Origin of the sequence: Pseudomonas sp. QL9 (assembly GCF_041409665.1) — a bacterium.
Classification (GTDB): Bacteria; Pseudomonadota; Gammaproteobacteria; order Pseudomonadales; family Pseudomonadaceae; genus Pseudomonas; species Pseudomonas knackmussii.
In genome coordinates this window covers 5130128-5156715 of record NZ_CP166971.1, presented here as the reverse complement: position 1 = coordinate 5156715, position 26588 = coordinate 5130128, and the positions used below count along the sequence as shown (strand labels likewise).

General features: G+C 66.0%; 28 protein-coding genes. 18 read left to right on the top strand and 10 right to left on the bottom strand.

All coding sequences use genetic code 11. The annotated features are described in order from the left end of the window. Positions 1–293 precede the first annotated feature (293 nt). The 6 genes from puuE to ACA097_RS24005 all read left to right on the top strand — a co-directional run bounded on the left by puuE (position 294) and on the right by ACA097_RS24005 (position 6641). On the top strand, positions 294–1223 hold the full coding sequence (gene puuE, locus ACA097_RS24030; protein ID WP_043253269.1) for an allantoinase PuuE: 930 nt from the start codon (positions 294–296) through the stop codon (positions 1221–1223). Next, complete coding sequence (gene uraD / locus ACA097_RS24025; RefSeq protein ID WP_043253270.1) at positions 1220–1735, top strand: 2-oxo-4-hydroxy-4-carboxy-5-ureidoimidazoline decarboxylase; 516 nt, start codon at positions 1220–1222, stop codon at positions 1733–1735. The genes puuE and uraD overlap by 4 nt, the downstream gene beginning before the upstream one ends. Positions 1736–1774: 39 nt before the next feature. Continuing rightward, a complete protein-coding gene (gene alc, locus ACA097_RS24020) occupies positions 1775–2770 on the top strand; it encodes an allantoicase (RefSeq protein ID WP_043253271.1) in 996 nt (331 codons plus the stop codon). 103 nt (positions 2771–2873) lie between these two features. Beyond that, complete coding sequence (locus ACA097_RS24015; protein WP_043253272.1) at positions 2874–3380, top strand: ureidoglycolate lyase; 507 nt, start codon at positions 2874–2876, stop codon at positions 3378–3380. A gap of 51 nt (positions 3381–3431) precedes the next feature. Further along, on the top strand, positions 3432–4754 hold the full coding sequence (locus ACA097_RS24010) for a urate hydroxylase PuuD (RefSeq protein WP_160287572.1): 1323 nt from the start codon (positions 3432–3434) through the stop codon (positions 4752–4754). Positions 4755–5294: 540 nt separating this feature from the next. Next, positions 5295–6641, top strand: a complete 1347-nt coding sequence (locus tag ACA097_RS24005) for a nucleobase:cation symporter-2 family protein (protein ID WP_043253274.1) — start codon at positions 5295–5297, stop codon at positions 6639–6641. Positions 6642–6776: 135 nt separating this feature from the next. Here ACA097_RS24005 and ACA097_RS24000 read toward each other — a convergent pair whose 3' ends face one another. Further along, positions 6777–8057 carry a methyl-accepting chemotaxis protein gene (locus ACA097_RS24000; protein WP_371370566.1) on the bottom strand — a complete coding sequence of 427 codons (1281 nt, stop codon included), beginning with the start codon at positions 8055–8057 and terminating at the stop codon, positions 6777–6779. 489 nt (positions 8058–8546) lie between these two features. Beyond that, entirely contained in the window at positions 8547–8975 is a 429-nt protein-coding gene (locus tag ACA097_RS23995) for a thiol-disulfide oxidoreductase DCC family protein (protein WP_043253276.1), read from the bottom strand. A 181-nt stretch (positions 8976–9156) separates the two neighbouring features. Here ACA097_RS23995 and dusA point away from each other — a divergent pair, with 181 nt between their 5' ends. Together dusA and tal are read left to right on the top strand one after the other, a co-directional pair. Then, complete coding sequence (gene dusA, locus ACA097_RS23990; protein WP_371366449.1) at positions 9157–10167, top strand: tRNA dihydrouridine(20/20a) synthase DusA; 1011 nt, start codon at positions 9157–9159, stop codon at positions 10165–10167. 62 nt (positions 10168–10229) lie between these two features. After that, on the top strand, positions 10230–11150 hold the full coding sequence (tal, locus tag ACA097_RS23985) for a transaldolase (protein WP_043253278.1): 921 nt from the start codon (positions 10230–10232) through the stop codon (positions 11148–11150). A gap of 72 nt (positions 11151–11222) precedes the next feature. Here the strand turns inward: tal and rssC are convergent, their stop codons facing one another. The 3 genes from rssC to ACA097_RS23970 all read right to left on the bottom strand — a co-directional run bounded on the left by rssC (position 11223) and on the right by ACA097_RS23970 (position 13769). After that, positions 11223–11705 (bottom strand): anti-sigma factor antagonist RssC, encoded by a 483-nt coding sequence (rssC, locus tag ACA097_RS23980; RefSeq protein WP_043253279.1) that lies wholly within the window; start codon positions 11703–11705, stop codon positions 11223–11225. Beyond that, complete coding sequence (gene rssB, locus ACA097_RS23975; RefSeq protein ID WP_043253280.1) at positions 11702–12886, bottom strand: two-component system response regulator RssB; 1185 nt, start codon at positions 12884–12886, stop codon at positions 11702–11704. The genes rssC and rssB overlap by 4 nt, the downstream gene beginning before the upstream one ends. 178 nt (positions 12887–13064) lie before the next feature. Further along, positions 13065–13769: a VacJ family lipoprotein gene (locus ACA097_RS23970; protein WP_160287576.1), complete on the bottom strand. Its 705-nt coding sequence runs from the start codon at positions 13767–13769 to the stop codon at positions 13065–13067. A 102-nt stretch (positions 13770–13871) separates the two neighbouring features. On the opposite strand from ACA097_RS23970, the gene ACA097_RS23965 reads away from it, so the two are divergent. Next, positions 13872–14291, top strand: coding sequence for a thioesterase family protein (locus ACA097_RS23965; RefSeq protein ID WP_160287577.1), 420 nt, complete (start codon positions 13872–13874; stop codon positions 14289–14291). Here ACA097_RS23965 and ACA097_RS23960 read toward each other — a convergent pair whose 3' ends face one another. Beyond that, on the bottom strand, positions 14292–15011 hold the full coding sequence (locus ACA097_RS23960) for a UTRA domain-containing protein (protein ID WP_371366446.1): 720 nt from the start codon (positions 15009–15011) through the stop codon (positions 14292–14294). Between the two features lie 122 nt (positions 15012–15133). Between ACA097_RS23960 and ACA097_RS23955 the strand changes: the two genes are divergently transcribed. The 3 genes from ACA097_RS23955 (at position 15134) to ACA097_RS23945 (ending at position 16799) form a co-directional block, all read left to right on the top strand. Beyond that, a complete protein-coding gene (locus tag ACA097_RS23955; protein WP_043253284.1) occupies positions 15134–15880 on the top strand; it encodes a phosphatase in 747 nt (248 codons plus the stop codon). Further along, complete coding sequence (locus ACA097_RS23950) at positions 15877–16458, top strand: phosphonate degradation HD-domain oxygenase (protein ID WP_371366443.1); 582 nt, start codon at positions 15877–15879, stop codon at positions 16456–16458. The genes ACA097_RS23955 and ACA097_RS23950 overlap by 4 nt, the downstream gene beginning before the upstream one ends. Positions 16459–16535: 77 nt before the next feature. Next, a complete protein-coding gene (locus ACA097_RS23945; RefSeq protein WP_043253286.1) occupies positions 16536–16799 on the top strand; it encodes a DUF4404 family protein in 264 nt (87 codons plus the stop codon). 55 nt (positions 16800–16854) lie between these two features. Here the strand turns inward: ACA097_RS23945 and queF are convergent, their stop codons facing one another. After that, entirely contained in the window at positions 16855–17685 is an 831-nt protein-coding gene (queF, locus tag ACA097_RS23940; protein WP_043253287.1) for an NADPH-dependent 7-cyano-7-deazaguanine reductase QueF, read from the bottom strand. Positions 17686–17800: 115 nt separating this feature from the next. Next, positions 17801–18343, bottom strand: coding sequence for a plastocyanin/azurin family copper-binding protein (locus ACA097_RS23935; RefSeq protein ID WP_043253288.1), 543 nt, complete (start codon positions 18341–18343; stop codon positions 17801–17803). Between the two features lie 152 nt (positions 18344–18495). Here ACA097_RS23935 and ACA097_RS23930 point away from each other — a divergent pair, with 152 nt between their 5' ends. Together ACA097_RS23930 and ACA097_RS23925 are read left to right on the top strand one after the other, a co-directional pair. Next, the gene (locus tag ACA097_RS23930) at positions 18496–19176 is read left to right on the top strand and encodes a heavy metal response regulator transcription factor (protein ID WP_043253289.1); all 681 of its coding nucleotides are present in this window, start codon (positions 18496–18498) and stop codon (positions 19174–19176) included. Further along, positions 19173–20528: a heavy metal sensor histidine kinase gene (locus tag ACA097_RS23925; protein WP_371366440.1), complete on the top strand. Its 1356-nt coding sequence runs from the start codon at positions 19173–19175 to the stop codon at positions 20526–20528. Before ACA097_RS23930 ends, ACA097_RS23925 begins: the two co-directional genes overlap by 4 nt. An 18-nt stretch (positions 20529–20546) precedes the next feature. Here ACA097_RS23925 and ACA097_RS23920 read toward each other — a convergent pair whose 3' ends face one another. Both ACA097_RS23920 and ybaK read right to left on the bottom strand, forming a co-directional pair. After that, positions 20547–21329 carry a PhzF family phenazine biosynthesis protein gene (locus tag ACA097_RS23920; protein WP_043253291.1) on the bottom strand — a complete coding sequence of 261 codons (783 nt, stop codon included), beginning with the start codon at positions 21327–21329 and terminating at the stop codon, positions 20547–20549. Positions 21330–21423: 94 nt separating this feature from the next. Beyond that, positions 21424–21894, bottom strand: a complete 471-nt coding sequence (ybaK, locus tag ACA097_RS23915; RefSeq protein WP_043253292.1) for a Cys-tRNA(Pro) deacylase — start codon at positions 21892–21894, stop codon at positions 21424–21426. A 160-nt stretch (positions 21895–22054) separates the two neighbouring features. On the opposite strand from ybaK, the gene glpK reads away from it, so the two are divergent. The 4 genes from glpK (at position 22055) to ACA097_RS23895 (ending at position 26587) form a co-directional block, all read left to right on the top strand. Further along, positions 22055–23572 (top strand): glycerol kinase GlpK, encoded by a 1518-nt coding sequence (glpK, locus tag ACA097_RS23910; RefSeq protein ID WP_043257454.1) that lies wholly within the window; start codon positions 22055–22057, stop codon positions 23570–23572. A gap of 178 nt (positions 23573–23750) precedes the next feature. Further along, positions 23751–24506 carry a DeoR/GlpR family transcriptional regulator gene (locus ACA097_RS23905; RefSeq protein ID WP_043253293.1) on the top strand — a complete coding sequence of 252 codons (756 nt, stop codon included), beginning with the start codon at positions 23751–23753 and terminating at the stop codon, positions 24504–24506. Positions 24507–24644: 138 nt separating this feature from the next. Next, positions 24645–26183, top strand: a complete 1539-nt coding sequence (gene glpD, locus ACA097_RS23900) for a glycerol-3-phosphate dehydrogenase (RefSeq protein WP_043253294.1) — start codon at positions 24645–24647, stop codon at positions 26181–26183. 77 nt (positions 26184–26260) lie between these two features. Further along, entirely contained in the window at positions 26261–26587 is a 327-nt protein-coding gene (locus ACA097_RS23895) for a GlpM family protein (protein ID WP_156958135.1), read from the top strand. The last annotated feature ends 1 nt before the right edge of the window (position 26588 follow it).

Here is a 26588-nt window from a genome sequence, read left to right as displayed (position 1 = left end):
ACCGAAACATTGTATACAAAAATATCGCCACGCACTCGCACAGCGCCCGCTCATCCAGCGCTGCACCATTTCGCTGCAGCCCAGCCACCATGATGTGCGTAGACGCCGCAACTGACCGAACAGGCAAGTTCCTTGCTTATCGCTGAGGGCAGTGGTCAACGGATGACCGGTGATTCTCGCGAGCAGGATTGTATTTACATACCGCCACACAACTTGTATACAATGTTCCGCACTAGGGTTGCGCAAAGCCCTCTAGGCCAACCGCACCGCCCCCAACAAGAAGGAACACTGCAGTGAGCGCTGACTACCCACGCGACCTGATCGGTTACGCCGACAACCCTCCCCATCCGCACTGGCCGGGCGACGCCCGCATCGCGCTGTCCTTCGTCCTCAACTACGAGGAAGGCGGCGAGCGCTGCATCCTGCACGGCGACAAGGAGTCCGAGGCCTTCCTCTCCGAGATGGTCGCCGCCCAGCCGCTGCAGGGCGCGCGCAACATGAGCATGGAATCCCTCTATGAATACGGCAGCCGCGCCGGCGTGTGGCGCCTGCTCAAGCTGTTCAAGAAGTACGACCTGCCGCTGACCGTCTTCGCCGTCGCCATGGCCGCCCAGCGCCATCCGGACGTGATCAAGGCAATGGTCGCCGCCGGCCACGAGATCTGCAGCCACGGCTATCGCTGGATCGACTACCAGTACATGGCCGAGGAACAGGAGCGCGAGCACCTGCTCGAAGCCATCCGCATCCTCACCGAGCTGACCGGCGAGCGCCCGCAAGGCTGGTACACCGGCCGCACCGGCCCGAACACCCGGCGCCTGGTGCGCGAGGAAGGCGGCTTCCTCTACGACTCCGACACCTACGACGACGACCTGCCCTACTGGGACCCGGCGAGCACCGCCGAGAAGCCGCACCTGGTGATTCCCTACACCCTGGACACCAATGACATGCGCTTCACCCAGGTGCAGGGCTTCAACAAGGGCGACGACTTCTTCGAGTACCTCAAGGACGCCTTCGACGTGCTCTACGCCGAAGGCGCCGAGGGCGCACCGAAGATGCTCTCCATCGGCATGCACTGCCGCCTGCTGGGCCGCCCGGCGCGCCTGGCCGCGCTGGAGCGCTTCATCCAGTACGTGAAGGGCCACGAGAAGGTCTGGATCACCCGCCGCGTCGACATCGCCCGCCACTGGCACGAAAAACACCCCTTCAAGGAGAGCCAGGCATGAGCCGCTTCCAGACCCTGACCCCGGCCAGCCTCGACCGCGCCGCCTTCGTCGCCGCCTTCGCCGACATCTACGAGCACTCGCCGTGGGTCGCCGAAAAGGCCTACGACATCGGCGTCGACGCCAGCCTCAACGATATCGAGGCGCTGCAGCAGCGCATGGCCGACATCCTCCTGTCGGCCAGCCATGAAGCCCAGCTGGCACTGATCAACGCCCACCCGGACCTCGCCGGCAAAGCCGCCGTGCGCGGCGAACTGACCGCCTCCAGCACCTCCGAGCAGGCCGGCGCCGGTATCCACGAATGCACCGCCGAGGAGTTCGCCCGCTTCAATGAACTCAACGACGCCTACAAGGCCAAGTTCGGCTTCCCCTTCATCAAGGCGGTGAAGGGCAGCAACCGCCACCAGATCCTCGCGGCCTTCGAGGAGCGCATCCACAACACGCCGGAGCAGGAGTTCCAGACCGCCCTGGCCGAGATCAACAAGATCGCGATGTTCCGTCTGCAGCAGCTCTGAAGCGCGCAGCCGGAATTCACCGTCACCAAGGAGAACAAGATGAGAAGCTACAACGCTCCCTTCGAGAAATTCGTCAACCTGGCCGACGAGCGCCTGGGGAGCAAGGTGATCAGCGTCACCGACGAATGGTTCGCCGCCGCCAACCGCATGCTGCAGCCCACCCCCGCCGTCTGGAAGGAAGGCGTGTTCGACGACAACGGCAAGTGGATGGACGGCTGGGAATCCCGCCGCAAGCGCTTCGAGGGCTATGACCACGCGGTGATCCGCCTGGGCGTGCCGGGCTCGATCAAGGGCGTGGACATCGACACCAGCTTCTTTACTGGCAACTTCCCGCCGTCGGCCTCCATCGACGGCTGCTTCGTCGTCGAAGGCGATCCGAACGAAGACACCCAGTGGACCGAAGTGCTGCCCTCCGTAGAGCTGCAGGGCAACAGCCACCACTACCACGAGATCAATGACGACCGTCCCTACACCCACCTGCGCCTGAACATCTATCCGGACGGCGGCGTGGCGCGCCTGCGCGTGCATGGCATCCCGTTCCGTGACTGGGCGAAGCAGGACCCGAACGAGCAGGTCGACCTCGCCGCCGCGCTGAACGGCGGCCGCGCCCTCGCCTGCTCCGACGAACACTTCGGCCGCATGAGCAACATCCTCAACCCGGGCCGTGGCGTGAACATGGGCGACGGCTGGGAAACCGGCCGCCGCCGCACCCCGGGCAACGACTGGGTGATCGTGGCGCTGGGCCACGCCGGCATCGTCGAGCAGATCGTCGTCGACACCCTGCACTTCAAGGGCAACTATCCGGAAAGCTGCAGCATCCAGGGCGCCTTCGTGAAGGGCGGCACCGACAGCCAGATCGCCACGCAAAGCCTGTACTGGCGCGAGCTGCTGCCGAGCCAGAAGCTGCAGATGCACAGCGAGCACACCTTCATCGAGCAGATCAAGGAACTCGGCCCGATCACCCACGTCCGCCTGAACATTTTCCCGGACGGCGGCGTCAGCCGTCTGCGCCTGTTCGGCAAGGTGGCGAAGTAAGCGAAACACCGTCACTCCCGCGAACGCGGGAGCCCAGAGACTTTGGGTCCCCGCGTTCGCGGGGATGACGAACCCACGAACAACGAACACAAGCAGACCAGCCATGCGTACCCTGAAGATCGAGCCGTTGACCAAGGAAGCCTTCGCCCCGTTCGGTGATGTCATCGAAACCGAAGGCAGCGACTACTTCATGATCAACAACGGCTCCACCCGCCGCTATCACCGCCTCGCTACCGTCGAGACGGCGCAGCCGGAAGACAGCGCGATCATCAGCATCTTCAGCGCCGAAGCGCTCGAGATGCCGCTGCGCATCCGCATGCTGGAGCGTCACCCGCTGGGCAGCCAGGCCTTCATTCCGCTGCTCGGCAACCCCTTTCTGGTCGTGGTCGCGCCCCTTGGCGATGCACCTGTACCGGGTCTTGTCCGCGCCTTCCGGAGCAACGGAAAGCAGGGCATCAACTACCACCGCGGCGTCTGGCACCACCCGGTGCTGACGATCGAAAAGCGGGATGACTTCCTGGTGGTCGATCGCAGCGGTTCTGGCAACAACTGCGACGAGCATTTCTTCACCGAGGACGAACAGCTCCTCCTCGACCCCCAACTAAACTAATAAGAGAGGTCCGCCGGCGGGCAACCGCGGGTGGGCGAGAGGTAAAGAACTGTGGAAGCACATCTCATCGAATGGGCGAACCTGCTGGTTCGCTGGGTTCACATGATCGTCGGCATCGCCTGGATCGGTGCCTCGTTCTACTTCGTCTGGCTGGAAAACAACCTCAACCGGGTCAACCCGCGCGAAGGGCTTTCCGGTGACCTCTGGGCGATCCACGGTGGCGGCATCTACCACCTGGAGAAGTACAAGCTGGCGCCGCCGAAGATGCCGGACAACCTGCACTGGTTCAAATGGGAGGCCTACTCCACCTGGATGTCGGGCATCTGCCTGCTAACCATCGTCTTCTACCTGAACCCGACCCTGTACCTGATCGCGCCCGGTAGCGATCTGGCGCCGGCCGCGGCCATCGCCATCGGCATCGGTTCGCTGGTCGCCGGCTGGTTCGTCTACTCCACCCTGTGCGACTCGCCCCTGGGCAAGACCCCCGGCCTGCTTGGCGCCATCCTGTTCGCCCTGCTGGTGCTCGCCGCCTATCTGCTGAGCCAGGTGTTCAGCGGCCGCGGCGCCTACCTGCACGTCGGCGCGATCATCGGCACCATCATGGTCGGCAACGTGTTCCGGGTGATCATGCCGGCCCAGCGCGCCCTGGTGAAAGCCATCGAGGAAGGCCGCGAGCCCGATCCGGTGCTGCCGGCCAAGGGCCTGCTGCGCTCGCGCCACAACAACTACTTCACCCTGCCGGTGCTGTTCATCATGATCAGCAACCACTTCCCGAGCACCTACGGCAGCCACTACAACTGGCTGATCCTGGCGTGCATCGCGGCGCTGGCGGTGATCGTGCGGCACTACTTCAACACCCGCCACAACGGTAACGGCATGGCCTGGGCGCTGCCCGCCGGCGCGGTCGGCATGATCGCCCTGGCCTTCGTCACCGCACCGACGCCGATCAGCGCACCGACCGCTGCCAGCGCACCGGCGAAGATCGAGTACCAGCCGCTTCCGGCCACCGCCATCGGTGGCAAGACGGCCGCCGAGCAAGCCAAGGAAGACGCCGAGAAGGCTGCCGCCCCTGCCGCTCCGGCTCAGGCACAAGCGACCAACCCCGGCAGCGATGCGGATTTCGACAAGGTTCATCACGTGATCCAGGAGCGCTGCCAGGTCTGCCACTCGGCCAAGCCGACCAGCCCGATGTTCAGCGCCGCCCCGGCTGGCGTGATGTTCGACACGCCGCAGCAGATCCAGGCCCAGGCCGCGAAGATCCAGGCCCTGGCCGTGGCCTCCCAGGTGATGCCGCTGGGCAACATCACCCAGATGACCCAGGACGAGCGCAACCTGCTCGGCTCCTGGATCGCCAAGGGCGCCCAGACGAATTGAGCTGACGCACGCAACACAGGAAACCGCGCCTTAGGGCGCGGTTTTTTTGTGTCCGGCGAACCAGAGGGTGGTGCCTGTGTAGGAGCGAGCTTGCTCGCGAACCGCCCGGATGCCCAAAGCCCCCGCCGTTCCCGCCAATGCGGGAATCCAGCGGCGCCATTGTGTAGCGGCTGACGAAGGTCCCTGGTTCCCCGCGTTCGCGGGGATGACGGGTTGGAGGGCGGTGGCCGGGCACTGTTCGCGAGCAAGCTCGCTCCTACGAGAGCACGCGAGCGCTGAAGCAAAAACGTAGCCTCACCCGACCTACGGCTACATCGCGCCAGCCCTCGGATCGCGCGTGCTAGAGCGATGCGGAACCGACCAGCCACACGCCGACCAGATAGTTGTATACAAAAACATATTGAACGGAATACATATCGCCGCTATAAAGTCCCGCACCGCTTCACCCGCACGGCCCCGGGGGTGTCGCGAGCCAGTGATACCCGGTCGCCGACCCGCTCGGCGCCCACCGTGACACAACAATAAAAATCGAGGTGTTGCATGTCCGAGGTAACTGAGCGCCGCGCTGCCGGCTCCCCTGCCGATCAGCGTCTGCCGTTGCTGCAACTGCTGCTGGTGGGTTTCCAGCACGTGCTCCTGATGTACGGCGGCGCCGTGGCCGTCCCGCTGATCGTCGGCCAGGCCGCCGGTCTGTCCCGCGATGAAATCGCCTTCCTGATCAACGCCGACCTGCTGGTCGCCGGCATCGCCACTGTCGTGCAGTCGCTCGGCATCGGCCCGGTCGGCATCCGCATGCCGGTGATGATGGGCGCCAGCTTCGCCGCCGTCGGCAGCATGGTGGCCATGGCCGGGATGCCCGGCGTGGGCATCGACGGCATCTTCGGCGCGACCATCGCCGCCGGCTTCTTCGGCATGCTCATCGCGCCCTTCATGAGCCGCATCGTGCGCTTCTTCCCGCCGCTGGTGACCGGCACCGTGATCACCTCCATCGGCATGTGCCTGTTCCCGGTGGCGATCAACTGGGCTGGCGGCGGCAAGGGCGCGGCCCACTTCGGCGCCCTGGAATACCTGTTCCTGTCCAGCCTGGTGCTGGCCGCCATCCTGCTGGTCAACCGCTTCCTGAAAGGCTTCTGGACCAACGTCTCGGTGCTCATCGGCATGCTGCTGGGCTACATCGTCGCCAGCGCCATGGGCATGGTCGACCTGTCCGGCATGGACGCGCGCCCGCTGTTCGAGGTGGTCACCCCGCTGCACTTCGGCGCGCCCTCCTTCCACCTCGCGCCGGTGCTGTCGATGTGCCTGGTGGTGCTGATCATCTTCGTCGAGTCCACCGGCATGTTCCTCGCCCTGGGCAAGATCACCGGCGACGAGATCTGCCCCAAGCGCCTGCGCCGCGGCCTGCTGTGCGACGCCACGGCCTCGTTCTTCGCCGGCTTCATGAACACCTTCACCCACTCCTCGTTCGCCCAGAACATCGGCCTGGTGCAGATGACCGGCGTGCGCAGCCGCTTCGTCACGGTGGCAGCCGGCGGATTCCTGATCCTGCTCAGCCTGCTGCCGAAAGCCGCCTACGTTGTCGCCTCGATCCCGCCGGCAGTGCTCGGCGGCGCCGGCATCGCCATGTTCGGCATGGTCGCCGCCAGCGGCATCCGCATTCTCCACGAGGTGGACATCGTCGACCGGCGCAACCAGCTGCTGGTGGCGGTGAGCATCGGTATGGGCATGGTCCCGGTGGTACGCCCGGACTTCTTCGCCGCCCTGCCCGCTTGGATGGAACCGATCACCCATAGCGGCATAGCCATGACTGCGATCTGGGCCGTATTGCTCAACCTGCTGTTCAACATCCTCGGCGAACGCGGCCGCGACGCCCTCTGCGGCCACCACTGAGCTCAGCGTTTCGGCAGGCTTCTCCCGGGATCTGCCGCCTTCAGCCGCGCCCCACTCCTGCGCGGCTTTTTTCATTCCGCAATGAAGAGGCCGCGCCCCTTTTTGGGAGGCGCGGCCTTGGTACATCTGGCGGAATTAACGCCCGACGGCGGCTTCGCGGCGGACCGGGCTGCTCAGCGCCGGCGTATCGCTCAGCGGCATGCTCTCCGGCCGATAGCCCATGCGCAGGCCGCCCCAATGGCGACCATTGACGAAGATCGGCACGGAAAGGTCATGCATCAGCTCGCCCGTGTCACGGCAGTAGGTCTGCAGCAGCAGCGCCTGCTGGTGGCTGCCGCAGCGGATGCCGGTGCGGTCGTCGAACAGGCGCTTGCTGCGGCTTTTCAGACGATCCACCTCGGGGTCGCCTATCGGCGCCTGGGCGAACGCGCGGTTGTGGGTCGGCACGTAGCCCTCAGCGGTACAGGCGATGGCGAACACCAGGCCCTCATGACGTTGCAGCAGGTCTTCCTGGATGCGCGGCAGCACCTCGTCGGTGTAGCGATCGAAGCGCGTGCCGTACTTCTGCGGGTCGGTGCCAGGCACCGGCTGATAGTTGCGGTCGAACAAATCGTCCAAGGAAATGCGGCCGTCATCGATATCCGCGGCGAAGCGCGCCCCAATTGCCGACGCGCCCTCGCGAGCCAGGTCATAGATGCGCTGGTGATAGTCGTCCAGACCGACTTCGGCCAGGCGCTCGCTGATCGCCTCGGCCTGCGCCTCCAGGTGCACAGCGGCATCCGCCAGGCGGTGGGTCTGCTCGTCGCTCACACGCAGGTCGCCGCGCATGCGCTCGACCGCGGCGAACAGGCTGTCCAGTTGGTGGCGGTTGATCTCGGCACCCTCGGCAATCTCGGTGATCTGCCGCTCGACCCCGGCGGCCAGCCCCGCGATACCTTCCAGCTGGAGCCCGGTGTGTTCGACCTGGGCGACACCTGCGTCGAGATCGCTGGCCAACTCGCGGATCTGCTCGGCCACTTCGGCGGTGCGCTGCTGGATTTCCTCGACCATCAGACCAACCTCGTCGGTGGCCTCGGCAGTACGCCCTGCCAGGCCGCGAACTTCCTCGGCAACCACCGCGAAGCCCCGGCCATGCTCGCCGGCGCGGGCCGCTTCGATGGCGGCATTGAGCGCCAGCAGGTTGGTCTGGTTGGCGATCGACTGAATCACATGCGCCACCCGCTGGATTTCCTCGCCGCGCTGGTTGAGCGCCTCGATCAGCTCGCGGCTCGCACGCGCGCGGCTGCTCAGCTGGTGCATGCGGGCGATGGCCTGCTGCAGCTCGGCTCGCCCGGCATCGCTGCCGACACGAGCCTGAACGGCAGCGTCGGTCGCCTGCCGGGCAAGGTTCGAAGTGGCGCGCTCGGTATGGATCATCACCTCGGCGCTGCCAACGATCTGCTCGGCGGCGGCCAATTGCGACTCCAGCCGCTCGACCAGGCGCTGCACCGAATAGGACACGCCGGCGGCGGACAACGCGTTATGGCTGGTGCCATGCGATAGGTCGCGGGTCAGGGCAGCAAGCTCCTGCGTCGAAGGTGGCGCGCCCGGCACAGGGCGCCGATTACCGACAAACCACGGCAGCCAGAGCAAGGCAGCACCCAGCAACAGGCACAACGATAACGGCCAGCCGCCGAGCGCCAGGGCGATGAGCAGCAGCAGGAGTCCGGTGGTTTGCAGGGAAAGAACGAGGAAAAGACGAGAACGCGCGGGGTCCATGAGGGCACCTTTCCGACCGTCGACCAAACCCTGGAGCGGGATTGGCGCTGGCCCTGATTATTTTTGTCCTAATCATTAGGCGACGATTCGCCGGGCGCGGCTATCGTCCCTTAGTCGGAAGTGGCGGGCGTTTGCGGCCAGCTTCGATCAGCCCTGGTCGAGGAAGCGACCACGATGCTCCACCGCGGGCAGCAGGCACTGTTCGTAGCGGCCGAACAGCGCGTAGCGATTCTGCGCGATACGGTCGTAGCACCAATCGCGCAGCCAACGCGGCAACACGCGCAACCAACGCAGGTGGCGCCAGGGCCCTGGAAGCTGGGCGATCACGGCGAGGAAGGCGTCGCTCTTTTCGAAAGCACGGGCGCCCTCGACGTAGAGCATGGTGTCAAAGTGATCGATGGGCAGGTCGAACCAAGCAAGGATCGCCTGGCCCTGAGGCGACTGCACGCTGCACAGGCGAATTGCTCCAGCGCTGTCGCGGCGGATGAGGAACTGGCTCCAGCCATTGCACAGGCGACAGACACCGTCGAAAAGAACCACGCGGTCGTTGGCGCCGATGTGCGGGGGAAGCTCCATGCCATTGTCTCCTTGAAATATTGCCGGCAAGTCTAGCGCGACCGTCGGGGCTCCTGCGCTCGGGGAGGAGCGATTCCTGTTAGACTGGCGACCGTTTCGTCGCAGTCTGCCCGACAGACTGCGCTCCGCTTTCCCCGCTCTCGCGCGCCAAGGCACTGAGCGGCCCAGAACAGACACCTGCATGACCACCCCGATCGCCCCCACGCCCGCCAGCACTCGCCCCGAACCCTCTCGCCGCTTCTCCGTGGCGCCGATGATGGATTGGACCGACCGTCACTGTCGTTACTTTCTGCGCCAGCTGTCGAGCCATGCCCTGCTCTACACCGAGATGGTCACCACCGGTGCGCTGCTGCATGGCGATGCCGCGCGCTTCCTGCGCCATGACGAATGCGAACACCCGCTGGCCCTGCAGCTTGGCGGCAGTTCGCCGGCGGATCTTGCGGCTGCAGCACGCCTGGCCCAGGAGGCCGGCTATGACGAGGTCAACCTGAACGTCGGCTGCCCCAGCGACCGCGTGCAGAACAACATGATCGGCGCCTGCCTGATGGCCCACCCGGCACTGGTGGCCGATTGCGTCAAGGCGATGCGCGATGCCGTGGAGATTCCAGTGACGGTCAAGCACCGCATCGGCATCAACGGCCGCGACAGCTACGCCGAGCTCTGCGATTTCGTCGGCCAGGTCCGCGAGGCCGGCTGCCGCAGCTTCACCGTGCATGCCCGCATCGCCATCCTCGAAGGCCTGTCGCCCAAGGAAAACCGCGAGATTCCGCCACTGCGCTACGACGTCGCTGCCCAGCTCAAGCAGGATTTCCCGGACCTGGAGATCATCCTCAACGGCGGCATCAAGACCCTGGAGGAGTGTCGCGAGCACCTGAAGACCTTCGACGGCGTCATGCTCGGCCGCGAGGCTTATCACAACCCCTATCTGCTGGCGCAGGTGGATGCCGAACTGTACGGCGCGCAGACGCCGGCCATCAGCCGCGCCGACGCCCTGCGGACCCTGCGCCCCTACATCGAACGGCACATCGCCGAAGGCGGCGCGATGCACCACGTCACCCGCCATGTGCTGGGCCTCGGCCAGGGTTTCCCGGGTGCGCGACGCTTCCGCCAGCTGCTTTCGGTGGACGTGCACAAGGCCGCCGATCCACTGCAGGTATTCGACCAGGCCGTCGAACTTCTCGCGGGGCGCTAAGTCCCGTTGAGCGCGGGATTGCGCTCGGGTAAGGTCGTGGCATCGCAAACGGAAGACCTGCCATGACCTCCAAGCTGGAACAACTGAAGCAGTACACCACCGTCGTTGCCGATACCGGTGATTTCGACGCCATTGCCCGCCTGAAGCCGGTGGATGCCACCACCAACCCCTCGCTGCTGCTGAAGGCGGCAGCCCTGCCCCGTTACGCCGAGCACCTCGCGCGCGCCACCGCGTCCAGTGGCGGCGATACCGGGCTGGCTTGCGACCGCTTTGCCGTGGCGGTAGGCAAGGACATCCTCGGAGTAATTCCGGGGCGTGTTTCCACCGAAGTCGATGCGCGCCTGTCATTCGATACCGCAGACACCCTGGCTCGCGCCCGCCGCCTGATCGAGCTCTATGCCGAACAGGGCGTGGCGAAGGACCGCGTGCTGATCAAGATCGCCGCCACCTGGGAAGGCATCCGCGCCGCCGAACAACTGGAGCGCGACGGCATCCAGACCAACCTGACCCTGCTGTTCTCCTTCGCCCAGGCCGCAGCCTGCGCCGACGCCGGCGTGTTCCTGATCTCGCCCTTCGTCGGCCGCATCTACGACTGGTACAAGAAGGCCAACAACCGCGATTACATCGGCGCCGAAGACCCGGGCGTACAGTCGGTTGCCCGCATCTATCGCTACTACAAGGCCAACGGCTACCGCACCGTAGTAATGGGCGCGAGCTTCCGCAACCTCGGGCAGATCGAGCAACTAGCCGGCTGCGATCGCCTGACCATCAGCCCCGAGCTGATCCAGCAACTGGCCGACACCCAGGGCGAGCTGCCGCGCAACCTGCAGCCGGGCGGTGGCGAGCCGCGCCAGGTGCTCGACGAAAGCGCCTTCCGCTGGCAGCACAACGAAGACGCCATGGCCACCGAGAAGCTGGCCGAAGGCATCCGCCTGTTCGCCCGCGACCAGGAGAAGCTTGAGGCCCTGCTCGGCAACCGCTGAACGGCGCGCAGCCGAAAACGAACCGGCGCCTCAGGGCGCCGGTTTGCGTTTCATCGACGAGGATCGCAGCGATCAGTGGCGCTCGAGGGCGCTCACCAGGTCGTGGAAGGCTTCTCGGTTGGACTCGTTCAGCCCCATGAGGATGCGGTGGGCTTCCAGCACTTTGCTGCGCACCACTTCCTCCGACTGATCCTGCGGCGGCAGGTCGGTCAGGCATTCCGGGCACGGAATGGGACGGTCGACGATGTTGAACACCTGATCGAAACCCATCGACTGCAGCAGACGGGTCATGTCGGGATTGGTGGTCACCACGGTCGGCAACAGCCCCACCTTCTGCCGGGACAGGATCGACAACTTGGCCAGCAGGCCGAGGGTCGTGCTGTCGATGCTCTGGGCTTCGGTGAGATCGATGATGATCGCCGTGAAATTCAGCGCGGCGAAGATTTTTTCAATGGTGGCATCCAGCGCCGAACACAACGTCAGTCGGACTTCGCCCACGAACTTCAGGACGAAAGAGCCATCCTGCTCGGCGAACTGGATTTTACCGGTACTCATGCAAGGTTCCTGCTCAACACCAGCAAGGCGATATCATCCGGCATCTCGGACAACTTGGCCAGTCCGAAGACTTGGCGCAGGCCATCCAGAGTACCGCCGGCGGCGACGACCTGCTCGGGCAGAGTCGCCTCCTTTTCTTTCAATGTAGTCCCCGGCAGCACGTCCAGGATGCCGTCGGAGAACAGCGACAGGCTGAAGGACCGCGGCAGGTCCATCGTCCGATCTTCGTAGGTGGCCTCTTCGAACAGCCCGACCGGCAGGCCGCGGCCTTCCAAATAGCGCGCCTCGCCGTCCACGTAGATTACCGGGAGCGGCAGGTGACCACCGATGCTGTAAGTCAAACGGTCGGTTTCCAGGTCGATCACCCCGCCGAGCATGGTCACGTGCTTGCCCAGCTTGGTGTTGATCAGCCCACGGTTGATGTGGCCGAGCACCTCGGACGGCTTGAAGTCGGGCAACGACCCGCCCCGCCGCGACTCGTAGAGCAGACGGGTGGTCATGAACTTCAACAGCACGGTGACGAAAGCCGAGGAAGCGCCATGACCGGAAACGTCGGCCAGGTAGAAGCCGATGCGCCGATCATCGACACGGAAGTAGTCGACGAAGTCACCGGACAGGTACAGTGACGGAATGATCTGGTGGGAGAACTGCAGACCTTCGGCTTCCCAGGGGGTGACCGGGAGCATGTTCATCTGCACCTGGCGACCGGCGTTCTGGTCTTCCTGCAGCAGGCTCAGGCTGGCCTGCAGCTCGCGGTTGGTCGCTTCCAGCTTCTCGCGGTAGCGGCGGTTCTCCGAACGAAGGTGCGCGCGATCGAGGGCGCGGCGGACCGAGTGTTCCAGCACTGCGAGGTCTTCCAGCGGCTTGATCAGGTAGTCGGCGGCGCCCAGTCGCAGCGCTTCGACCACATCGCTCATCACGCCAGCACCGGACAGGACAATCACCGGGATTTCCACGGCCATGTCGCCGACCCGACGGATCAGCTCGAGGCCGTCCATCTGCGGCATGCGCAGATCGCATACAACCAGATCGGGTAGCTCATGCTGGAAAATCTGCAGCCCTTGCTGGCCGTTGGTGGCCTGCAGGACCTTGAATCCACTGTCTTCCAGGTAGGCAGCGAGGCTCTCGCGGACAACCTCGTCGTCATCGATGATCAGCAGCGTGGCACTGGGTTTGTGCATGGGTCATCCAGGCAAACGGCGCCGGAATTGTTGTGAATGGCGCGCATGGAACGGAATTCGGCGCGGGTCGGGGTCGACAAGGCGCAGACACTACTCCCATCCGTCCTAGGGTTCAAGACAGAGCCCGCCGGGGCCCGCACGGCGCACCCCAGGCCGGAAGAGGAAGGGAGCATGGCCGTCAGAAGTCGTCTTCTACCTGGCCGTCCTTGACCTTGAACTCGCGGTTCTGCAGGTAGGCGTTGCGAATGAAGTTGTACTTGTCACCGCTGATCAGCTTCTCGGACTTGAGCAGGTCGGCGCGGGTGTCGACCACATCGCCCCCACGGATGCTGTTACGCACTGGCACGTTGTCGATGTACGGGTACATGCCGGTATAGGCGTCCGGAATCTTCGACGGCGCGTCACGCAGGGTGCTCGGGCCGAGCAGCGGCAGCATCACGTACGGGCCGCTACCCACCCCCCAGTAGCCAAGGGTCTGACCGAAGTCCTCATCGTTGCGCTGCAGCCCCATCGGGGTAGCCACGTCGATGAAGCCGGCCAGGCCGAAGGTGGTGTTGAACAGCAGGCGGCTGGTGTCGATGCCGGCGTGGCGAGCCTTGCCTTGCAGCAGGTCGTTCACCAGGTTGCGCACATCGCCGATGTTGCTGAAGAAGTTATGGATGCCGGTCTGCATGAAGTCCGGCGTTACCTTCTGGTAACCCTGCGCCAGCGGTTTCAGGGCATAGGTGTCGAGGGTGTCGTTGAACACGAAGATCGGACGGTTGACGCTTTCCCATGGGTCCTCGTCGCTCGCCGCTTGGGCCAGGAACGGAACCAGAGCCAGGCCGGCGCCGGCCAGCAGGCGTGCGCAGCACTTCATCCAATTGACGCCTAGTGGGCGCATCGACATATCTCCTTAGCAAGATCTGAAGAGCCGGCGAGACGGCTCCGAATCGCCGCGCAGTATATAGTTCCGCGCCGCTTTTGCAGACACCGGAATACTTCGATGCACGAACAACCCCTCCTTCACTCGGCCCTGGTCCCGGTTCGCTGGGGCGACATGGACAGCTACGGCCACGTCAACAACACCGTCTACCTGCAATACGTGGAAGAGGTCCGCTGCAGCTGGTTCGCCAGCGTCGGCATCGATATCAATCACGATAGCCAAGGGCCAGTGGTTCTGCAGAACCTGCACACCTACCTGCGCCCTGTCGTCTATCCAGCCACCGTACAGGTGGAGTTGCGCGTGTTGCAGATCGGAAACAGCAGCCTGACCCTCGGGCATCGCCTGAACACCCAGGAGGCGCCCGACACCCTCGTCGGCGAAGGCCACTGCAAGCTGGTCTGGGTCGATCACGCGGACAATCGCTCGATCCCGTTGCCCGAATCCCTTCGCGTGCACCTGCAGCGCTACCTGCCAAGCTGATCAGTCCGGGTATTGCACCTGCATGACGATTTCCAGGGCGTCCGGGCGCCAGAACTCCTGGTCCAGCTCGACCGCTCGCACGCCGTCGGCGTAGCTCAGCCGCTCCAGGAACAAGCCGGGAGAACCAGGCGCCAACTGCAGCGAGTCGGCCTCGATAGCGCCCAGTGCACAAGGATGCATGGCCAACTCGCAGCGCCGCGGACGCAGGTCGAAACGCTCCTGCAGCAGCCGGGTCAGCGAAGTGTCCAGGTCTTCTTCGAGCAAGGCCGGCGAACACCAGGCCGCGTCCAGCAGGATGCGCTCCAGCAGTACCGGGCGCTCGTCGACCCAGCGTCGCCGCTCGATGCGCAGCAACGCGGCGCCCTCCTCCAGCCCCATGCGCAGGGCGATCGCGGCATCGGCCCGGGCGTGTTCGCGGCGCAGGGTTTCGGTCCGCGGCACACGCCCCTGGGCGGCGACATAGTCCATGAAGCCGACCGTGCGCGTCGGGTTGTAGCGCACCCGTGGAGGCGAGACGAACCAGCCGCGGCGATTTTCGCGGTACACCACGCCCTCGGTTTCCAATTGCTGCAGGGCTTCACGCAGGGTCACCCGTGTGCAGCAGAAGCGTTCGGCCAACTCGCGCTCGCCAGGCAGGCGCGCAGCCAGCCGTTGCTGGGCGATGTCCAGTGCCAGTTGATCGCGGATGCGCAGGTAATGCAGGGGTTGTTCGGCCGACATGGAAGCTCTCGGTGCATCTGACCGGCCAATTATAAAGGAGACATCACAGCACCCGGCGCCCTTCACCGGACCGTCACATTGCCCCGCTAATCTGGCCTAGACCATTGTCCAGACCACCTGCCATGCCCGCATCCGCTGTCGAACTGCCCCCCTTCACCGCCCTGCTCTTCGGCCTCTGCGGCGACCTCGTCGACTTCGGCGCGCAAACCCTGCCGCTGGCCTTGCAGCGCCTGTTCCCGCATGCCGCGCCGGAACGCATTGCCGAAGCCACTGCGCACCCACCACGGCAGGCGCTGACGTATCTGCTCGGCCGCGAGCCCAATGCCGATGAATGCGCCAACTTCTTCAGCGAGCTGCGCGACAGCGCCGACGAACAGGCCGAAGCGGTTCCCGAGGCCCTGGAGGCGCTGCACCGCCTCGGCCACAGCGATATTCCCTGTGTCTGGCTCGACGAACTGCCGCCGGCCGCACGCGAACGCCTGGCCAAGCCGCTGAACGGCACCATCGTCGGCTCCTCAGGCGGCGAAGCCCGCCCATGGCCCGCGCCGGACGCCTGCTGGCAGGCGCTGATCACGCTGGGCAGCCCGCAGCTGGACGGTTGCGTACTCGTCAGCAGCCAGCCGCGCCTGCTGCAATCGGGGCTCAATGCCGGTCTCTGGACCATCGGCCTGGCCGCACGCGGTCCGCACTGCGGCCTCTCGGCGCAGGACTGGGACGCGCTGGAACACGGCGCGCGCGAACAGCGCCGGGCACAAGCCACCCTGGAGCTGTACCGCCTGGGCGTGCATTCGGTGATCGACCATCTGGGCGAGCTGGAACCCTGCCTGCGGGACATCGCCTGTCGCCGCGCGAAAGGAGAAAAACCATGAAACACATTCGCCACGCCTTTCTCGACGAGCTCGCCGAGCGCTTCGCCAGCTTCGGTGCCGAGCCCTACGGAGAGTCGGTGAGCCAGGCCGAACACGCGCTGCAATGCGCGACCCTGGCCGAGCGCGCGGGCTGCGCCGACAGCCTGGTGGTCGCCGCGCTGCTGCACGACATTGGCCACCTCTACGAGAACCCCGACGAGATCGAGAGCCGCGACCTGCGCCACGAGGAAGTCGGCGCCCATCTGCTGCGCCGGATGCTGCCCGAATCGGTCTGGCAACCGGTGCTGCTGCATGTCGCCGCCAAGCGCTACCTCTGCGCGGTCGACCCGACCTATCACGCCGGCCTTTCGCCCGCCTCGCGGCACAGCCTGGCGTTGCAGGGCGGGCCTTTCGACGAACGCGCCGCCATGGCCTTCCTCAAGGCGCCCTACGCCGAAGACGCCATCACCCTGCGGCGCCTCGACGACCTCGGCAAGGACCCGGCCATGCGCACGCCGGAACTGAGCCACTTCTTCCCTGCGCTGGAACGTCTACTGCGGGTTGATCCGCATCAGGCACGGCTGCGCCCGGCGAGTTAAGCTGTGTGGCATGGTGATGGACTTTCGCCGGCGCGGCGCGGTCCATCCTGGGTAGCCCACTGCTGAAGGAAACCGCCATGCCGACACGTCAACTGCGTGAAGAACTGCAGAAGCTGCGCGAGCAGCTGGAGCATGAGCCGCCGCTGAGCGAAGAGCAGCGCGGCGAGTTGGAGACGCTGATCCGGGACATCGAATTGCAGCTGGCCAATGAGGACGCGCTCTCCGACGAGAGCCTGATGGATGGCATCAACCTGGCGGTGGAACGCTTCGAAGTCAGTCACCCGACCCTGGCCGCCACGCTCCGTTCCGTGGTGCAGAGCCTGGCGAACATGGGCATCTGAGCCCCGCGCAGAAACAAAAAACCCGTCCTTGGCCGGGTTTTTTCGTCTTTGCCAGTTACTGGCGCACCAGGCGGCGGTTATCCGCAACCACGGCTTCGCTGCTGCGATAGGGGTTGATGTCCAGCCCGCCGCGGCGCACGTAGCGCGCGTAGACGGTGAGGCGGCTCGGCTGCAGCAGGCGCTGCAGATCGAGATAGATGCGCTCGACGCACTGCTCGTGGAAGTCCTGGTGCTGGCGGAAGGACACCACGTAGGCCAGCAGGCTGGCAGGGTCCAGCGCCGGGCCACTGTAGTCGACCACCAGGGTGCCCCAGTCCGGCTGGCCGGTAACCGGGCAGTTGGATTTCAGCAGGTGGCTGTAGAGCACCTCGTCGACCCGCTGTGCATCGTTGCAACGCAGCAGTTCCGGGCGCGGGTGATCGTAGCTCTCCACGGTCACGTCCAGCTCGTCGACGCAACGCCCCGGCAGGCGGGCGACGCCCTCCTCGGCCACTTCGTCAAGGCTGCGCAGACGCACCGCCACCGGCGCACCGGCAGCTGCCGAGAGATCGCGGACCAGCACCGCCTTCACGGCTTCACGGCTGTCGAACGGGCTCTGGTTCAGCGAGTTCAGGTAAAGCTTGAACGACTTCGATTCGATGATGTTCGGCGAGGCCGCAGGAATGGCGAACTCACCGATGGCGACCACCGGCTTGCCACCCGGGGTCAGCCAGGACAGCTCGTAGCAGTTCCAGATGTCCACGCCCTGGTACGGCAGGTTGCTGCCATCCAGGCCCAGCTCGGCCCACTTGGTGGCGCGACTGATGGGGAACAGCAGCTCCGGCGAATAAGTGGAGACGTATTCGCTGGACTTGCCCAGCGGCGAATGTTCGGCGGGATGCTGCATGACGGAAACCTGCGGAGTCGGATCGGCGCCCGCCGGAGTGGCGGGCGCGGCAAGTGTATACAAATGCTCCGGCGCTTTCAGCAGGCAGAGGACGAGACGCCCTCGCGGTGCGGCCTCAGGAGTCCACGTTCAGCTTGCCGACCATACCCGCCTGATAGTGGCCAGGAATGTTGCAGGCGAACTCGAGGCCGGTCGCCTTGCTGAAGGTCCAGGTCAGCTCGGCGCTCTTGCCCGGTTCGATCAGCACGCTGTTGGGGTCGTCATGCTTCATGTTCATTTGCGAATGGTCCATGCCGGCCATCTGGCCCATCTGACTCATGTCGTGCTGCATGCCGGTGGGGCTGAGCATGCCCATCTCCTGCATGTGCTGCATTTCCTTCTGGTGCTCGGCATGCATAGCCGCGCTGCCTAGGTTGAACTCATGCAGCAGCTTGCCGTTGTTGTGAATGACGAAGCGCACTGTCTCGCCAGCCTTGACCTGTACGGACTTGGGCTCGAAGTACATGTCGCCGAGCGTGATCTCGACGGTGCGCGTGGCCTGTTCGGCCTTGGCCGGCTTGCCGAAGTCGTAGCCGCGGCCGGCATCGGCCAGCGCCGGTACGGCCAGGCTCGCAGCCAGGCTAAGCAGTGCAGCTCGGAACAGGGAATTCAAGGACATCGGGTGAACCTCGTTGGATTGATCTGTCGCCATCCTGCCCAGTGCCAGCTGCCCGCTGGCTGTCGGGAGGATTACAGTTCTGTCAGCTTGGCGGTGCCGACGGCCTGCCTGGATACAATGTGCCCATACAGCAGCCGCCAGGAGCACTCGCGTTGAAACTCTTGATCGTCGAAGACGAACCTCGCATCGGCCAGTACCTGCGCCAGGGCCTGAGCGAAGCCGGCTATGCCGTCGACCTCAGCACCGATGGCGCCGAGGGCGAGCATCTGGCGCTTTCCGGCGGCTATGACCTGCTGATCCTCGACGTCATGCTCCCCGGCCGCGACGGCTGGCAGATCCTCGCCAGCGTGCGCCAGGCCGGCCAGGGTGTGCCGGTGCTGTTCCTCACCGCCCGCGACGCCGTGGAAGACCGCGTGCGCGGCCTGGAACAAGGCGCCGACGACTACCTGGTCAAGCCCTTCGCCTTCGTCGAACTGCTCGCCCGCGTGCGCACCCTGCTGCGCCGGGGCGGCCAACCGGTGCAGGACACAACGCTGCAGTTGGCCGATCTCGAACTGGACCTGCTGCGCCGCCGCGTACAACGCGCCGGCAAGCGCATCGAGCTGACCGCCAAGGAGTTCGCCCTGCTCGAACTGCTGTTGCGCCGCCACGGCGAAGTGCTGCCCAAGTCGCTGATCGCCTCGCAGGTGTGGGACATGAACTTCGACAGTGACACCAACGTCATCGAGGTGGCGATCCGCCGCCTGCGCGCCAAGGTCGACGACGACTTCCCGCAGCGCCTGATCCACACCGTGCGCGGCATGGGCTACGTGCTCGAAGAGCGGCCGGCATGAGCCTGGGTTCGCGCCTTTCCCTAGGGGTCCGCCTCAGCCTGCTGTTCGCTGCCGCCACCGCGGCCATCTCGCTGCTCGCCGGCGCCCTCTTCAGCCGCGCCAGCGAGGCGCACTTCATCGAACTCGACCGCGAAACCATGGGCAGCCGCCTGCCAGCCTTCCGCGAACTGCTCGCCGACGTCCGCTCGCCTGCCGACCTGGCCACGCACCGGGCCGGCCTCGAGCTCGAACTGACCCGCCACCCGGACCTGGGCATCCGCCTGAGCGGCGCCGACGGCCAACGCTGGCTCGACGAGCCGCCACGCATGAGCGGTGCCGGCGGCGACATGCCGGGGATGGACGACGAGCCCGCCTACCGCGAAATGAATGCCCCGCTGGACCCAGCCGATCCCGACGGGCGCCAGCTCACCCTGGTGCTGGACATCACCCATCACCAGCATTTCCTCCAGCACATGCAGCAACTGATCTGGCTGACCATGAGCCTCTCCGCCCTGGCCACCGCCCTGCTCGGCGCCTGGGCCACCCGCGCCAGCCTGCGTCCGCTGCGACGCATGGGCGAGGTGGCGGCGCAAGTCTCGGCGCAGTCGCTGACCACTCGCCTCGACGCCGCGCGCCTGCCGAAAGAGCTCAGCGGCCTGGCCGACGATTTGAACGCCATGCTCGCTCGCCTGGAAGAAGCCTTCCAGCGCCTGTCGGCCTTCTCCGCGGACATCGCCCATGAACTGCGCACGCCGCTCACCGCCCTGCTGACGCAAACCCAGGTGGTGCTCTCGCGCTCACGCGACGCGGACGAATATCGCGAGGCGTTGCACGGCAACCTGGAGGAGCTGCAGCGGCTGACGGCGATGGTCAACGACATGCTCTTGCTGGCCAAGGCCGATCACGGCCTGCTGGCGCCGCGCCGCGAAAGCCTGGCGCTGGAAGGCGAGGTAGATGCGCTGCTGGAGTTCTACGCGCCGCTGGCCGAAGAAAATGGCATCGAATTGCAGCGCCAGGGCGAGGCACTGCTGCTAGCCGATCGCGGCATGCTGCGCCGTGTGCTAGCCAATCTGCTGGACAACGCCTTGCGCTTCACCGCCGCCGGAGGCGCCATTCGCGTACGCCTGCAACCCGGCCGGATCAGCGTAGAGAACCAGGGCCCGGCGATTCCCGCCGAACAACTGCCGCTGCTGTTCGACCGCTTCCATCACCGCGATCCGGCAGACCGCGACGGACATGGCGTACACGCCGGGCTTGGCCTGGCGATCTGTCGCTCCATCGTGCAAGCCCATGGCGGTAGCATCCGCGCCGAATGCGCGGATGGCTGGACGCGCTTCGTGATCGAATTTCCGCAGGATTCGACGGGCGCCTGAGCAGGCGCCCGTTTCGACTCAGACGAACAGGCGTCCGGCAGCGATCAGCCGCGCGTGGCCGGCGATGCTCACGCGGTCGCCCTGCAGGCGGCACCAGAGTTCGCCGCCGCGCGCCGAGCACTGGTAGGCGCGCAACTGCAACTTGTTCAAGCGCTGCGACCAGTAGGGAATCAGGCCGCAATGCGCGGCGCCGGTGACCGGGTCTTCCTCGATGCCAATGGCCGGGGCGAAGAAGCGCGAGACGAAGTCATAGTCGTCGCCGCGCGCGGTGACTATCACTCCCAGGTACGGCAAGCGCGCCAGGGCGGCGAAATCCGGCTTGCATTGGCGCACCGCCAGTTCCGACTCCAGCAGCACTACCAGGTGACTGTTGTTGCCCAGCACGTCCACCAGCGGCACACCCAGGGCCTGCTCCAGCTCGACGGTGCTGCCGACCTCGCTCGGCGGCTGCGCCGGGAAGTCCAGGGCCAGGTGCGGGTCCTCGCGGAAGACCCGTAGCGGGCCGGATTGCGAGGCGAACTCCAGGCGCTCGCCCGGTTCGCCGTAAATCTCGAAGAGCACGTGGGCCGCAGCGAGCGTGGCATGACCGCAGAGCGGCACTTCCACCGTCGGCGTGAACCAGCGGATGCGCCAGCCGTCCAGCTCATTCACGACGAAGGCGGTTTCCGCCAGGTTGTGCTCGGCGGCGATCTTCTGCATCAACTCGTCGGCGAGCCAGGCGTCGAGGCGATAGACGATAGCCGGGTTGCCGCTGAAAGGTCGGTTGGTGAAGGCATCCACCTGGTGGAAGTCGAGCTGCATGGCGTTCTCCTTGAATTCGCCGGCAGAGGATGCCGGTTCGCGTGCGACGTATCGCCGTACAGTATGTGGCTTTCGCAGCGTAACAGTGGACCGTTCAGCCGCGACCGATGGCGGCGAAACTGCCCGCTGTGAGGCTGGCCAGGGTCTCGGCGCTGAGTTCCACTTCCAGCCCACGGCGTCCGGCGCTGACGTGGATGGTCGGATAGCTGCGTGCGGACTCGTCGATGAAGGTGCGCAGGCGTTTCTTCTGCCCCAACGGGCTGATGCCGCCGACCAGGTAGCCGGTGGCGCGCTGTGCGGCGTTGGGGTCGGCCATGTCGGCTTTCTTCGCGCCGGCGGCGTGCGCCAGGGCCTTCAGGTCGAGGGTGCCGGCCACCGGCACCACGGCCACCAGCAGCTCGCCCTTTTCGGTGGCGGCGAGCAGCGTCTTGAATACGCGGGCCGGCTCCAGGCCGAGTTTCTCCGCAGCCTCCAGGCCATAGGACGGCGCCTTCGGATCGTGTTCGTAGCTCAGGACGCGGTGTTCGGCGCGGGCTTTCTTCAGCAGGTCGATAGCGGGAGTCATGGCGTTCCGTCGGTCATGCGGGGCGATGGCCAAGCATAGCAAGCGGCGACGGCCGAATCCGCCACCCGCACCTGCGCCATCGGCCCTTCACCCGGCCCGCGGAATCGCCTATGGTCGCCACTGTCCCGGGCTCTGCCGGATGCAGCACAAGGCCAACGTCATGACCGACAGCCAGAACAAGAAATACATAGTCGCCCTCGACCAGGGCACCACCAGCTCCCGCGCCATCATCTTCGACCACGACGCCAACATCGCCAGCATGGCCCAGCGCGAATTCGCGCAGATCTATCCGCAGGCCGGCTGGGTCGAGCACGACCCCATGGAAATCTGGGCGACCCAGAGCTCGACCCTGGTCGAGGCCCTGGCCCAGGCCGGCATCGGCTTCGGCGAAGTCGCCGCCATCGGCATCACCAACCAGCGCGAAACCACGGTCGTGTGGGACAAGGCCACGGGCCGGCCGATCCACAACGCCATCGTCTGGCAATGCCGGCGCAGCGCGGCGATCTGCGAGCAACTGCGCCGCGACGGCCTGGAGGACTACATCCGCGACACCACCGGACTGGTGCTCGACCCCTACTTCTCCGGCACCAAGCTGAAGTGGATCCTCGACAACGTCGACGGCGCCCGCGAACGCGCCCGCAACGGCGAGCTGCTGTTCGGCACCGTCGACACCTGGCTGCTGTGGAAACTCACCGAAGGCGAGGTGCATGTCACCGACTACACCAATGCCTCGCGCACCCTGCTGTTCGACATCCACAAGCGCGACTGGGACGACAAGCTGCTCGCCGCGCTGGACATCCCGCGGGCCATGCTGCCGCAGGTGAAGACCTCCTCCGAGGTCTACGGCCAGGCGCGCGTCGGCGGCCTCGGCGTGCACCGCACCCCCATCGCCGGGATCGCCGGCGACCAGCAGGCCGCTCTGTTCGGCCAGCTCTGCGTGGGGCCGGGCCAGGCAAAGAACACCTATGGCACCGGTTGCTTCCTCCTCATGCACACCGGCGAGAAGGCGGTGAAATCCACCCACGGCCTGCTCACCACCATCGCCTGCGGGCCGCGTGGCGAGCCGCAATACGCGCTGGAAGGCGCGGTGTTCAACGGCGGGTCCACCGTGCAGTGGCTGCGCGACGAGCTGAAGGTGATCGACGACGCCCACGACTCCGAGTACTTCGCGACCAAGGTCAAGGACAGCAACGGCGTCTACCTGGTCCCGGCCTTCACCGGCCTCGGCGCGCCCTACTGGGACCCGTACGCGCGCGGCGCGCTGTTCGGCCTGACCCGCGGGGTCGGCGCCGCCCACGTGATCCGCGCCACCCTGGAATCCATCGCCTACCAGACCCGCGACGTGCTCGACGCCATGCAGCAGGACGCCGGCGAAGCCCTGCGCGCGCTGCGCGTGGATGGCGGCGCGGTGGCCAACAACTTCCTCATGCAGTTCCAGGCGGACATCCTCGGCACGCCGGTGGAGCGCCCGCAGATGCGCGAAAGCACCGCTCTCGGCGCGGCCCTGCTGGCGGGCCTGGCTACCGGCTTCTGGAAATCGCTGGATGAGCTGAAGAGCAAGGCGGTGATCGAACGGGTGTTCCAGCCGCAACTCGACGAAGCCGCCCGCGCGAAGCTCTACGCCGGCTGGAAGAAGGCCGTGGAGCGCACGCGCGGCTGGGCGGCGGAAGACCTGTAGGAGCGGATCTCATCCGCGAAATCCCACACCCCCGTAGGAGCGCGCCATGCGCGCGATTCGCGGCCATGGGCCGCTCCTACAGGGGGACACCGTGCCGCGGGGTTCGACCCCTCCGAAATGACAGCCGCAGCGCGCTGCGGCATCCTTGGGCCTTCGGCCCGGACGCATGAGAGCGCAGATGAACCTGCCACCCCGACAGCAAAGCATCCTCGACCTGGTTCGCGAACGCGGCTACCTGAGCATCGAGGAACTGGCCCAGCAGTTCGCCGTCACCCCGCAGACCATCCGCCGCGACATCAACCAGCTCGCCGAGCAAAGCCTGCTGCGCCGCTACCACGGCGGCGCCGCCTGGGACTCGAGCATCGAGAACACCGCCTACAACACCCGTGCCGACCAGATGCGCGACGAGAAGCAGCGCATCGCCGAAGCGGTGGTCGCGCACATCCCCGACAACGCCTCGCTGTTCATCAACATCGGCACCACCACCGAAGCCATCGCCCGCGCCCTGCTCGGCCACCGCAACCTGAAGATCATCACCAACAACCTGCACGTGGCGGCGACCCTGAGCGCCAAGCCGGACTTCGAAGTGCTGGTCGCCGGCGGCACCGTGCGCAGCGACGGCGGCGTGGTAGGCCAGGCAGCGGTGGATTTCATCCAGCAATTCCGAGTCGACTTCGCCGTGGTCGGCATCAGCGGAATCGACGAAGACGGCAGCCTGCTCGACTTCGACTACCAGGAAGTGCGCGTCTCCCGCGCCATCATCGAGAACGCCCGCCAGGTGCTGCTCGCCGCCGACTCCAGCAAGTTCGGGCGTAACGCCCTGGTGCGCCTGGGGCCGATCGACCTGGTCGACCGCCTCATCACCGACCACGCGCCTCCGGCTGCAGTCGCGCGCCTGCTCGCCCAGCACAAGGTCCAGCTGGAACTCGCCTGACCCCGAAAGTTCATTTTCGAAAACGCGACATTTTCCACGATTTCTCAGCCGCTCCTGCTGGTCACAATTCGTTCACTCGCCTACTATATTTTCGAATTCGAACGCATTCATGTTCATTTTCAGTCAGGAGAAGTCGTCATGAGCCACTCCCACAAGCGCTCCGCTCCCCTGGCTGAGGTCTACGATCTGGCGGTGATCGGCGGCGGCATCAACGGCGCCGGCATCGCGGCGGATGCCGCCGGCCGCGGCCTGTTCGTCTTCCTCTGCGAACAGCACGACTTGGCGAGCCACACCTCCTCCGCCAGCAGCAAGCTGGTCCACGGTGGCCTGCGCTACCTGGAGCACTACGAATTCCGCCTGGTGCGCGAAGCCCTCGCCGAGCGCGAAGTGCTGCTGGCCAAGGCCCCGCACATCGTCCACCCGCTGCGCTTCGTGTTGCCGCACCGGCCGCACCTGCGCCCGGCCTGGATGATTCGCGCCGGGCTGTTCCTCTACGACCACCTGGGCAAGCGCGAGAAGCTGGGCGCCTCGCGCGGACTGCGCTTCGGCCCCGAGAGCCCGCTGCAAAGCGGCATCCGCCGCGGCTTCGAATATGCCGACTGCGCAGTCGACGACGCCCGCCTGGTGGTGCTCAACGCCATGGCCGCCCGCGAGCGCGGCGCCCACGTGCACCCGCGCACCCGCTGCGTCAGCGCACGGCGTAGCAAGGGCCTCTGGCACCTGCACCTGGAGCGCAGCGACGGCAGCCTGCTGTCGATCCGCGCCCGCGCCCTGGTGAATGCCGCCGGACCCTGGGTCGCCAGCTTCCTGCGCGACGAGCTGCACCAGCGCCCGCCCTACGGCATCCGCCTGATCCAGGGCAGCCACCTGGTGGTGCCGCGCCTGTACGAAGGCGACCAGGCCTACATCCTGCAGAACGAGGACCGGCGCATCGTCTTCGTCATCCCCTACCTGCAGCGCTTCACCCTGATCGGCACCACCGACCGCGAATACCTGGGCGATCCGGCGAAAGTCCGCATCACCGAGGAAGAGACGCGCTACCTGCTGGAAGTGGTCAACGAACACTTCAAGCGCCAGCTGCACCGCGAGGACATTCTCTGGAGTTATTCCGGCGTGCGCCCGCTGTGCGATGACGAATCGGACGATCCCTCCGCCGTCACCCGCGACTACACGCTTTCGCTGCAAGGCGCGCCGGGCGAGGCGCCGCTACTTTCGGTGTTCGGCGGCAAGCTGACCACCTACCGCAAGCTCGCCGAAGCGGCGCTGGCGGAACTCGCGCCAAGCTTCCCACGCATGGGCCCAGCCTGGACTGCCCACGCCCCACTGCCGGGCGGCGAGCAGATGGGCACGCCCGAGCGCCTGGCCAATGAAATCGAGCGCGACCACCCTTGGCTGCCGGCCGGCCTGGCACTGCGCTGGGCGCGCAGCTACGGCATGCGCAGCTGGCGGCTACTCGACGGAGTGGAATGCGAAAGCGATCTCGGCGAACACTTGGGCAACGGCCTCTATGCTCGTGAAGTCGACTATCTGTGCCACGAGGAATGGGCCGAGGAAGCCGACGACATCCTCTGGCGGCGCAGCAAGCTGGGGCTGTTCCTCGACGCCGGCGAGCAACAGCGCCTGGGCGAGTACCTGAAGCGCGAGCATCCGCACAAGGCACGCCCACAGGTGGCTTGATGCGCAGGCGGGCGCGTGGATAATGCGCGCCGCCAGCGCCCGGCAGCGGCGCACCCTTAGAGATTCCCGTGGACCTGATACTCAAGGCGACCCTCGGCGCCGGCGTGGTGCTGATCCTCGCCGCGCTGTCGAAGACGCGTAATTACTACATCGCCGGCCTGGTGCCGTTGTTCCCCACCTTCGCCCTGATCGCCCACTACATCGTCGGCAAGAGCCGTTCGCTGGACGACCTGAAGACCACCATCGCCTTCGGCATGTGGTCGATCATCCCCTACTTCGTCTACCTGGCCGCGCTCTACCTGCTGGTCGACCGCCTGCGCCTGGAGCTCTCGCTGGCGCTGGCCGCACTGGCCTGGCTGGTGGCGGCGAGCGTGCTGGTCGGCATCTGGGTGCGCCTGCACTGAC